Below are 2,570 nucleotides of genomic sequence, written 5' to 3' on the forward strand. Positions count from 1 at the left end.
TGTGGCGCCCCCCCGCCGATCTCGCCAGGGCGAGGATGCGGCCCTCGGCCCGCGCGGACCGGGTGGCGGGCCGGCTCACCGGCCGCTATCAGGCCCTGCTCGCCATCGCCAACGGCCGCCGTACGCCACGGGATCTCGCGTTCACCCTGGGGCGCGGCCTGTTCGGAGTCATGGTGGACCTGATCCGTATGAACGGTCTTGAGCTCGTCCAGTGGGAGAACGGGCTCCCGGCCGACCGCCCGAGCACCGCACCACGCATCCTTCCCGGCGGACAGCGCGTGGCCACCACGGCCCGGACACCACCGGGCGGACTGCCACGGCGTACCGCCGTCGCCCGTCGTTCAGGAGAATCCGGGCATTCCGATGGCTTAGATTCCTGACAACCCAACCGTACTTGCCCATGTTTGAGTGAGTTGTACGGAGTTGAGAACCCGGAGCCTCCGTGCGGTATCCCTCGGCAGGACCTTGGCAGCACCTCGGCAGGACCCAGCCGGAACGTCATCAAGGAGCGCACACCATGTATGCAGGTCCGTCCGTCACTTCACTTGCCTCACTCGTCGATGTCCTGACCTCGCTGCGGGAGAAGGTGATGGGAGTGTCCGAGAGCGTCCTCTCCACCACCGACGGGCTGCTGGTGGCCGCCGATACGGACACGGCCCAGCCGGAAGCCGTCGCCGCGCTGGCGGCGGCGACGCTGGGGCTCGGCGCGCGTATGGCGGAGCAGGCCGGTACGGGCGCGCTGCGTGATGTGGTCGTCCGCTGCGGCGGCGGTCATGTCGTCGTCCTGTCGGTGGGGGAGCGGGCCCTGCTGTCGATCCTGGGTGACGAGGGACTCGATGTCGCCGCGCTCCAGCGGGAGACTCCGGCGATAGCCGAGGAGTTGGCGGGCCTCCTCGAAGGAGATGTGCCCGCCTGATCCCGTCGAGAAGAGTGATCTGAGAGCCGGGGCCGTTCCCTGCGGGGGACGGCCCCGCTGTCGTTCACGTACGGAAGCACGTACGGAAGCCCGCGCGAAGCCCGCGCCGAAGCCATTACTCGCTGTGCGCCCGACGGAGCGCAGCGTGCAAACGCGTGAGTCTATGCCCGAGGCGATGGCGCGTGCAGGCGGTTACGGGAATATGCCGAGGCTCTTATCCGATCGGGCTAAGCTCTCGCGGAGCGCGCCGAGTTGACACGTAATCAGGCATATGTTCGCCATGTGAAGTACACGTGCGAATGACCCGATCTGAATCGACCGCCAGAGGGCTTACATGGTTCGTCTCGAAGCACCCCCGAATGATCAAGCGGCTCCCGCCGTCCGCGCCTTGCTGCTTCCCGCGGCCCTGATGGCGGCGGCGACGGCCGTCGTGGTGGTCCTGTCCGCGGACACCGCGCGGCTGCCGCTCGTGCTGTACGGGACGGCCGCCACGGTCCTGGTCAGCTGGTGCGCGGTCGGACTGTCCCGGCGACGCAGGACCATCGGCGCACTCCATGAGCACTACGCCCACCGGCTCACGATGCTGGAGCGGCGGCTCGCGGAGCACGACGAGGAGACCGTACGGCTGGGCAAGGAGCTGATGCCCGCGGCGATCCACCGGCTCCGCCAGGGCGAGTCACCCGCGGAGGTGATGCGCGCGGTCGTGGACGGCGACGAGCGGTACCGCGAACTCCCGTCCGCGCAGCGCTCCTTGCTCCGCTTCGTACTCCAGATCGTGGACGACGAGGAGGCCATGCGCGACTCCGCGCAGCGCTCGTTCGTCAACATCGCCCGCCGCGTCCAGGCGATCGTGCACCAACAGGCGAGCGAGCTGCGGGAGATGGAGGAGCACCACGGCCGCAATCCCGATGTCTTCGACGATCTGCTGCGTATCGACCACGGCACCGCGCTGATCGGCCGGCTCGCCGACAGTATCGCCGTGCTCGGCAAGGCCCGTCCCGGCCGCCAATGGCCCAGGCCCGTACCGCTGTTCAGCGTGCTGCGCGGAGCGATGTCCCGGATCCTGGAGTACCAGCGGGTCGATCTGCACTCCATCGCGAAGGTCGCCATCATCGGCACGGCCGTCGAACCGCTCATCCACGCCTGTGCCGAACTCCTCGACAACGCCACCCGCTACTCACCGCCGCAGACCCGTGTCCATGTCACCGCGGTGGAGGTGCAGACGGGAATCGCGATCGAGATCGAGGACGGCGGTGTCAGTCTGAGCGAGGAGGCACGCGCCAGGGCCGAACGGATGCTCGCCCAGGCCCAGGCCGGGATCGACCTCAACGACCTCGGCGAGACGCCCAGGCTCGGTATGGCCGTCGTCGGCCGGCTCTGCCAGATGTACAACTTGCAGGTCTCGCTGCGGCAGTCGGCGTACGGCGGTGTCCGGGCCGTCCTCATCGTGCCGCGCGATGTTGTCACCACCGGGCCCGCGCCCGGTATCGCCCATGGCATCGGCGCCACCGCCGGGCCTCGTGGCAGCTTCGTCGATCTGCCCACCAAGGACATGCTGCGCCCGGAGAAGCGGGTGCCCAGGCCGGTCACCGGACCGCAGCGGTCCGCGCCGCTCCCGCCGGTCGCGTCGGCCACGGAGGACGACATTCCGGTG

2 protein-coding genes and 1 pseudogene are annotated in these 2,570 nt (G+C 69.2%); all 3 read left to right on the forward strand.

All coding sequences use genetic code 11. The features are described 5' to 3' along the window. A pseudogene (locus tag GA0115259_RS35895) lies at positions 1 to 380 on the forward strand (hypothetical protein); the annotation flags it as partial. Positions 381 to 517: 137 nt separating this feature from the next. After that, a complete protein-coding gene (locus GA0115259_RS35900; protein ID WP_093604596.1) occupies positions 518 to 916 on the forward strand; it encodes a roadblock/LC7 domain-containing protein in 399 nt (132 codons plus the stop codon). A 334-nt stretch (positions 917 to 1,250) separates the two neighbouring features. Further along, the coding region (locus GA0115259_RS35905) for a sensor histidine kinase (protein ID WP_176732774.1) at positions 1,251 to 2,570 on the forward strand (1,320 nt) is incomplete at its 3' end.

The sequence above is a fragment of the Streptomyces sp. MnatMP-M17 genome (assembly GCF_900091995.1).
In the GTDB taxonomy this organism is placed as follows: Bacteria; Actinomycetota; Actinomycetes; order Streptomycetales; family Streptomycetaceae; genus Streptomyces.

Excerpts from the sequence above, each read along its gene's own strand:
- GA0115259_RS35900 (WP_093604596.1), top strand. The coding sequence starts at position 518 with ATGTATGCAGGTCCGTCCGTCACTTCACTTGCCTCACTCGTCGATGTC.